This window comes from Dolichospermum lemmermannii CS-548 (assembly GCF_028330815.1).
Classification (GTDB): domain Bacteria; phylum Cyanobacteriota; class Cyanobacteriia; order Cyanobacteriales; family Nostocaceae; genus Dolichospermum; species Dolichospermum lemmermannii.
In genome coordinates this window covers 1-7,935 of record NZ_JAQMTJ010000172.1, presented here as the reverse complement: position 1 = coordinate 7,935, position 7,935 = coordinate 1, and the positions used below count along the sequence as shown (strand labels likewise).

Sequence of the window (7,935 nt, the reverse complement as noted above, 5' to 3'; positions counted from 1 at the left end):
TAGATTTTGATGACATTTTTGGTGATTTACTGTTTCTCAAATGCCTTTTTTCACTTTATCTGTTTGTTTTGATGCTCCCTTTGATTTTCATCTCCGTAATTTCCCTCTGTAACATTTTGGGGTGCGGAATGTGGGTTTTATTGTGTTCACCTACTTAGATTAAAAAAAGACAGAGATTTCCTCTGTCCTAAAAATATGATAATTAGAGTCTTAATGGCAAAACTTAGTAACGGTCGCGTCCACCACCACCATATCCACCACGTCCACCACCACCACCACGATCTTCTTTGGGTTTAGCTTTGTTAACTTTTAAGCTGCGTCCCATCCATTCAGCACCGTCAAGCGCAGTAATTGCGGCTGTTTCTTCTGCCTCTTTTTCCATTTCTACAAAGGCAAAACCTCTTTTCCGACCAGTTTCCCGGTCAGTGGGTAGTTGGACTCTCTTCACGTTTCCATATTCTGCGAAAACCCCAGTTAGGTCATTTTCTGTAACATCATAGGATAAATTGCCGACGTAAATTGACATTGAATAGCTCCGAACACTAAAAATTTGACTTTTTCTTTAACTATAATATCAGCACTGAGATAAAATCCGCCATAGGACTTAAAAAAGACACATATTGTGTGTGTCTTGATAAAATTATGATTTATTGTGGATGTTCAAACTTAGTAACGGTTGCGTCCACCACCACCACGCTCTTCTCTGGGTTTAGCTTTATTAACTTTCAAGCTGCGTCCCATCCATTCAGAACCATCAAGTGCAGCAATTGCTGCTTCTTCTTCTGCATCTGAACTCATTTCTATAAAGCCAAAACCCCGGACACGTCCGGTTTCTCGGTCAATAGGTAGTTGAGCTTTTTTTACAGTTCCATATTCTGCAAAAACCTGCTTGAGGTCTTCTTCTCCGACTTGATAGGACAAATTACCGACGTAAATTGACATTGAATAGCTCCAGAAATTAAAAAATGGGCATTTACAGTATGAATAAAAGAAATGCCTCAACCATATAATACCCGTAATTAAGGTTTATTTTCTAATTGGGCATAGAAATTTTTTCTCCGGTAGCATAACCCTCCAAATCACCAACCGTCCCATACAACAACTAGCCAAAGCCCAAATCACCAAAGTACGACTCACGAAGATGTGGGAGAAGGATGAGATTTTGTAATTGGCATGGAATAGGATTTTGGTAGTTTTAAATCAGCAAATTCACAGATAGAATTAAAAGCACAAAAACGGCAATGGTTGCCGGGATTTGGGGGAAATATTTGACTGAAGTTGCTATTTTTAGCTTCATATTGTTGCAAATCTTCTTGATGTTGATGGGCAATATTTGCTAACTCAGATTCTAAAGCTTTAAACTCACTATTACTAATAGTAATTAATTCCGATTTTTTACAAACTTCCAAATTATAAAAAGATGCAACTGCGGGTTTGCCAGGATAAAGATAACGGGCTGCAAGTAAATAAACTAATGCTTGTCTGTGGTCAAAAGCCGATCTACCTGTTTTAAAATCTAAAATATGTAAGGTGCTATCAGACTCAATAAATATACAATCCATAGCGGCATATAACCGAAAGCAATAATCTTGTTTTTCAATCACAATCGGTTTGGGAAAACCTTCATCACCGGAAGTTAATTCCAGAATCCGCTTCCCTAATAATAAAGGGGCATTTTGATATTTTCTTAAAATTTGTAATACCCGATATTTAACAGTTTCATGAGTCTGACTCAATCCCAATAACCTCGCCACTTTTTCCACACCATCAACCTGAGTTAACCAATGCAGGTGATGATGAAATTCATATACACCTTTTTGGGCAAGAATGCCAATGCGCTGGGGTGGGGTAGCTGTTGCCAATAAGGCCTTGACTTGGGGTTCATGCTGTCGCGCTTTGATAAATCCTCTTCTCATTTGGCAATGCCAATGTTCCTGTCCCCGGCTGGGGGCAAATAAAGACCAAAGGTGGTAACTAACAAAGGGTCTATCGGGGGTTGACATTGCTCATGTAGAGTGAGAGAAATTACCTTGGGGATACTTGCGGCTTAGTGGCTGTTCCACAGCTTTGCTGGATGTTTCCTAATAGTAAATAGCAATAATCATGCACGGGAGAGAGTGGCCATGACGAGTAACCCTAGCAATTCCGGTAAGATAAAGTTTGGTACTGATGGCTGGCGCGGAATTATTGCCGATGATTTTACTTTTCCCAATGTGCGGAAAGTAACCAGGGCAATCGCTAGTTATCTGGAAACTGCCTATAGTAAAGACAAACCTGTTTTAATTGCCTACGATACGCGGTTTTTAGCTGACGAGTTTGCCCGGACATCTGCCGCTGTTTTGGCGGATTTGGGCTGGAATGTGAAAATTACTGATCGGGATTGTCCCACTCCAGTAATTGCCTACAATGCCCGTCTGCTCAATTCCGCAGGGGCTTTGATGTTTACTGCTAGTCATAATCCTGCACCCTATTGTGGAATTAAATATATTCCCGATTATGCAGGTCCTGCGACTCCAGAAATTACTGATACTATTGTCGCCAACATAGAAACGGCATCGGATGAGTTACCTGGAAGTAACCCATCTGGGACAATTTCTACTTTTGATCCAAAGCCCGATTATCTGAATTTTATCTACACCTTGTTGGATGTGGAAAAAATTAGAAGTGCGAACTTAAAGGTGAAGTACGATGCCCTTTATTCTACTTCTCGTGGCTATTTAGATGAAGTCCTGCAACACACTGGATGTCAGTTAGAAAGTTTCCACGCTTGGCGAGATGTGCTTTTTGGCGGTGGGATGCCTGAACCCAAAGGGGAACAGTTAGTTGAGTTGGTGGCAGCCGTCAAGGCTGATCATGCGGATTTGGGTTTAGCTACCGATGGTGATAGCGATCGCTTTGGTATTGTTGATGAACAAGGTAATGTCCTCACTCCCAATACAGTGCTGTTAGTTCTAGCACGACATTTGATTAAAAACAAGGGTAAAAGTGGGGCAATTGTTCGCACTGTGGCAACTACGCACTTATTAGATAATTTTGCTGCTAAGTATGGCTTGCAAATTTATGAAACTGCGGTAGGTTTTAAATACATTGGTGAGAAAATGCGGGAAACCGCCGTTTTGATTGGTGGGGAAGAATCTGGTGGTTTAAGTATTATTGGGCATATTCCTGAGAAAGATGGGGTTTTAGCAGATATGCTAGTAGCTGAGGCGATCGCTTATGAAGGTAAGCCTTTGAGTCAGTTGGTACAGGAAGCTATTGCGGAAGCTGATGGTCCCTTGTATAACAATCGTTTAGATTTACACCTGACGGAAGCTCACAAAGTTGCGGTCATCAATTCTTATACCCAAAATCCGCCTTCAGAAGTGGCAGGAATTGCGGTGAAAGAAGTGGGAAGGAAAGATGGTATTAAACTGTATTTAGAAGAGGGTAGCTGGGTGTTGCTGCGTCCTTCTGGGACAGAACCTTTGGTGAGAGTGTATATGGAAACCAACTCACCGGAAAAACTTAGCCAGATTGCTAAATTCATGGAAGCTGAAATTGCTAAGTTAGGATAATCTGTCATCTGAATGATGATGTATAGCAATCCTAAAAGTAAGACATGAACGCGCAAACGTGCCGTAGGCATACATCTCTTTTTTTCTCTACCTCTGCGCTCTCTGCGCCTCTGCGGTTCGTTAAAAAAAATTAATTATGCTTACACAACTTACTTAGGATTGCTCTACAATTTGTGAAAAACTTATATTTTTAAAGTTATGATTTGGAAAATAGTTGCTAATTTTTTAATATTACTAATTATAGCTATTTGGGTAGTAGTGATCGCTCTCATTTCCGTCCAAAATGCTACTCCTGTATCTTTACGGTTTTTGGGTTTTCAATCAATCCAAATTCCCTTTGGGTTGATGTTAGCTTTTAGTGTAGCTGTCGGTTTATTAGGTACAGCAGTTTTGCAGCCTTTATGGGGGTTGGGAGAGTCGCAATCTAGGGTAGATGAAGATGCGGAGTTTTTTGTTGATGATGAAGATTTTTAGAAGTTTTTAGATCCCCGACTTCTACAAATTCAATTTGATAAATAACAAAATTGATCAAAGAAGTCGGGGATCTTGATTTTGGGTTTTTCTCACGGAAAGACGCAAAGAGAAATAGATAAAAGATAACCCACTTAATTAATTTTCATGCCGATTTAACCAAGTTACTAAATCAGAGATAGTTTTAATTCGCTCAATTGCTTGTCTATCTTGAGTTTCCCATGATTATTGACCTCTGCAAATACCCCCTTGACAATTTCCCCTTTTCCTTAACTTGTCACCAATGATTGTTCCTCGCCATGACAGGTAATAGTCATTGTTCCTCGCCATGAGAAGTTCCGGTAAATATTTATATAATATAATAGGAGTTAAATTTTACCAATCACCAATTCCCAATCACCAATCACCAATTCCCAAATTATGACACAAACACTCCAAGCGAGAGATATTGATTTACGCTACTTAATTGATAATTTTGGCATTGAGTTAGTTTTAGATGGACAATTATTTTGGGAATGGCAAGAAGAATTACCAGAACTTACAGATTTAGATAAACAACTTTTAAACAAAATAAAAGCTGGTTACTTGAATCTTCTCAATTATCCGCCATTACTAGAAGATGTTGTCCGCATGGCAGTTGTAGATCCGATACTTTTTATCGGTGATTTTTACCTATCTCCCTTTTATGTAAAATCAGAAGAATCTATAGATATTGCCGTACCAGATGAAGACGTAATCATCAAAGGCAGAATGGATATTTTAGTTTTAAAAGACCAATTCTGGGTGATGATTATTGAATCAAAAAAAGCTTCTTTTTCTATTGAAGAAGGACTCGCACAAATTCTCTCTTATATGTTAGGTAATCCCTATCCTGATAAACCCAGTTTTGGGATGATTGCCACAGGTAGCGAGTTTATTTTTGTGAAATTAGTAAAAGGAAAACCACCCCGTTATGCTTTATCAAAAGGTTTTTTAATGCGTAATCCTGGAAATGAATTGTACGACGTGCTGCGTATTCTCAAGCATTTAACTCAATTGGTAACTGCTTGAATTTTTCAAAGTTGGCTCAGTGTACCTAACTATTGCGGCTCGCAAACATAAACGCTCCGGCTTCACGCGCTCGGTGAGCGAAATCATGTCGCAGCTCATGAAAAGTTACATCATGGATAAGTTCCCACTCTTCAACATTTGCTTGTGCTTTAATGTTTTTCCACCAGCGATGAATGCCCGCTTCAGTTAGCCGCTCACTGCGTTGAGAAGTAAAAGTGTAAAAACTCTCAGTATCTCGTCCACCGTGATAAATATATTCATACAAAGGTCGCGCGGCTATTGACACCACTACAACAGGTTTTTTTCCACTGACGGACTAAGTCGTAAATTTAGCTGTTGATAAGGTTCAGAGGATTCACTTAAATCTATTGTTTTTGGTTCTGCTGGAATATTATTGATCAAAAGATTATACTTACGGTCAATTAATCCCTCTAGATAATACATCCCACCACTACCCGTAATAGAAAAAACCCTGTGATTAGAAGTAGAAGATACAGCTTCAACCCTAGCACCAGAGACAACTTTTCCCTTAGCATCAGTCACAGTTCCCGATAGGGTGTAGGATCTAGCAAAGGGAATAACAACTTCTGTAAAACCTCCCGCCACAACTTCAATCGCCACAGCCGTATTTTTAGTAGGAGACCAATCTAAAGGATAACCAGAAGGATCTAAATCCAGGCGATACATTCCTGGTTTTAGGGATGCAATAATCCCATTATCGGTAACTTCTGATCGATATTGGGAAACAGGCTTGTTATTGACAATTAAAAGTGAACCTGATTTCTTGACAATTAAAGGCTCTGTCGGCTCTTTAATGCCATTGTTATTCTTATCAAAAAATGGTTTAAAAAGAATACCGTTATCCACTCTGGGTCTAGCCTGGAAAGAATCATTTAAACAAAAACCACGTTTGAAGTCAAAGCAAGATGCAAGGGAAAGCCTAAATCTATCTGCATTTGATCCTAAACCAATATTACTATAATTAGCTTGTAAAAATAAACCAGAAAAGATTTCATGGGCAAAATTAGTAATAAATCCCGATCCTTCTGAGCCAATGCTATAGCCTAAATCTATCTCGAACTTAGACTTATTAGGCTTAAACCGCCAACTTAGAGATAATAAAGAGTTACCTGTGGAACTGGTGGAACTAATTGGGGCAAGGGTTTGATAATTTAAAACTAGAGAACTATAAGAATTGTATTCCTTTAACGTAAGTAAGTTGGCGTTAAACAATCAACATATGTAACGAAATGTAAATTCGACAAATACCTTATAGATAGGTTATTTAAGGGTTTTTACGAAAAAAATGTATATTGATTTTATCGTGCCGACTTACTTAGAGTTATCTAAAATATCATAAATAAGGCTAGTTTGGGTACTGAAGTCATTACGAAAGTGTTTGAGTTCAAAATTATCTTTTCTGGCAGTGAAATTCCATTGTAGGTTACTCACATTATCCCGTTCCAGAGTTAGAGAAGCAGAAAATTTTCGTCCTGATAAACTAGCTTTTGTACCGATATTGTACCTAAAAGGCGAATTAGCACTGTAGTCATAATTAAAATTACTAAATACCGATAAATTGGGTAAAATATTTTGATTAATTCTCAGGCGGCTACCTTGCAAATCGGTAGCTAGATTTACCTGGAGTTTGGAGTTAGGATTGTAGCGAATATTTGCGTTAATTTCCCAGTCTCTTTGAGGTGTTGGCGTTAAAGCTGAAGCTGTAATTTGTAAAGGAGTATTTTCGGGTTGAAAAAATAACTCTGTTAAGCCCCGAAAACCATCTTCATAACTACCACCCACTCCTAAGGTCAATTCTTGAGATATTCCATAACGGTAACTTGCGGCTCCACGCAAATCAGTAAAGCTACCTAAAAAGTCGTTGTTATTACCAGAATTATTACGTCCTGTCCCGACTGATACAATTAGGGCGGAAGCTTTATGAGGTAATTGTCCAATAACAATTGGGAGTTGAAGGATTCTTTCTTCTGGTTTAGATGTCAATTTCCCTTGGGCATATAACAGTAATCGCACCTCAGAGAGAATGATATCGTTAAAGCTGTACTCTCCTGATTCATCAACTAAAACCTCTGCAAAAACCTGCTGATTATAGGGAGAAAGTAACTGGACTAAAGTTCCTGGAGCCGCTTTCCCTCGGACTGTTTGACCAAAACGCGATGGTTGGACACGAATTTTTGCTGATCCACCATTGCTTGGGGGCATGGTCAATCCCCAGCGTTGGACTGTGGTTACACCCCAAAAGGGATTGGGACTGGTGCTACGCCAAAAGGGGGATTGTGAGCCTACAAATAGGTCTGTAGAGTCTTTTTGAAGAGTATAGCTGGCTGAACCCAATCTCCAACTGTTGTCATTTTCGGTTTGAGTTTCATTGAGACTGAGAAGCCATGCTCCTCCCAATAAGCTACCGCTACTAGTAACTGTTCGATTTTGAGTGGCACGGGAACGGAAACTTTGGGCAGATTGTTGATTATTTATGGTGGTGACAGTGAATGAAGGGGCAAAAATATAGGGAATATTAGTGAGGTCAATGGGTGGCTCAACGGTGGCCTTGCTGAGGTCTGATTGGTTGGTGCGAGGATATTTGATTTGGATAGCATAATTATCGATGTCAAATTCTGGAGTAATGCCAAACCAGTCTTTAACATCGCGGATAGATAGAACAGCGCCTATTTCGGGGTCGAGTCTGAGACGACTAAGATCAACCTGAGTTCGATGTAAATAAAAAGTCTAAAAGTACGTAACAGTAACAGTTCTGTCAATAAGTATTGGTTATTGAGAATTAAAGCCCACACCAAAAATTTCTCAAAAAATTAATTTTTTGAAATGTATTTACTATTAG

At 39.2% G+C, this 7,935-nt stretch carries 9 protein-coding genes; 3 read left to right on the top strand and 6 right to left on the bottom strand.

Annotation, left to right across the window (positions count from 1 at the left end; genetic code table 11):
• Positions 1-223 precede the first annotated feature (223 nt).
• The 3 genes from PN450_RS11560 to PN450_RS11550 all read right to left on the bottom strand — a co-directional run bounded on the left by PN450_RS11560 (position 224) and on the right by PN450_RS11550 (position 2,003).
• Positions 224-526, bottom strand: a complete 303-nt coding sequence (locus tag PN450_RS11560; protein ID WP_271836410.1) for an RNA recognition motif domain-containing protein — start codon at positions 524-526, stop codon at positions 224-226.
• Between the two features lie 140 nt (positions 527-666).
• A complete protein-coding gene (locus tag PN450_RS11555) occupies positions 667-942 on the bottom strand; it encodes an RNA recognition motif domain-containing protein (RefSeq protein WP_271836409.1) in 276 nt (91 codons plus the stop codon).
• A gap of 191 nt (positions 943-1,133) precedes the next feature.
• Complete coding sequence (locus PN450_RS11550) at positions 1,134-2,003, bottom strand: PD-(D/E)XK nuclease family protein (protein WP_213719563.1); 870 nt, start codon at positions 2,001-2,003, stop codon at positions 1,134-1,136.
• A gap of 120 nt (positions 2,004-2,123) precedes the next feature.
• On the opposite strand from PN450_RS11550, the gene PN450_RS11545 reads away from it, so the two are divergent.
• The 3 genes from PN450_RS11545 (at position 2,124) to PN450_RS11535 (ending at position 5,075) form a co-directional block, all read left to right on the top strand.
• Positions 2,124-3,554, top strand: coding sequence for a phosphoglucomutase/phosphomannomutase family protein (locus PN450_RS11545; RefSeq protein WP_271836407.1), 1,431 nt, complete (start codon positions 2,124-2,126; stop codon positions 3,552-3,554).
• Between the two features lie 198 nt (positions 3,555-3,752).
• Positions 3,753-4,028 carry a DUF1049 domain-containing protein gene (locus PN450_RS11540; protein WP_271836405.1) on the top strand — a complete coding sequence of 92 codons (276 nt, stop codon included), beginning with the start codon at positions 3,753-3,755 and terminating at the stop codon, positions 4,026-4,028.
• 417 nt (positions 4,029-4,445) lie between these two features.
• On the top strand, positions 4,446-5,075 hold the full coding sequence (locus PN450_RS11535; RefSeq protein WP_015083466.1) for a type I restriction enzyme HsdR N-terminal domain-containing protein: 630 nt from the start codon (positions 4,446-4,448) through the stop codon (positions 5,073-5,075).
• Between the two features lie 25 nt (positions 5,076-5,100).
• On the opposite strand, the gene PN450_RS11530 is transcribed toward PN450_RS11535, so the two are convergent.
• The 3 genes from PN450_RS11530 to PN450_RS11520 form a co-directional block, all read right to left on the bottom strand.
• Positions 5,101-5,361, bottom strand: coding sequence for a tyrosine-type recombinase/integrase (locus PN450_RS11530; protein ID WP_271836403.1), 261 nt, complete (start codon positions 5,359-5,361; stop codon positions 5,101-5,103).
• 2 nt (positions 5,362-5,363) lie between these two features.
• Positions 5,364-6,308, bottom strand: coding sequence for a carboxypeptidase-like regulatory domain-containing protein (locus PN450_RS11525; protein WP_271836401.1), 945 nt, complete (start codon positions 6,306-6,308; stop codon positions 5,364-5,366).
• Between the two features lie 99 nt (positions 6,309-6,407).
• Positions 6,408-7,493 (bottom strand): hypothetical protein, encoded by a 1,086-nt coding sequence (locus tag PN450_RS11520; RefSeq protein WP_271836400.1) that lies wholly within the window; start codon positions 7,491-7,493, stop codon positions 6,408-6,410.
• Positions 7,494-7,935: the final 442 nt, after the last annotated feature.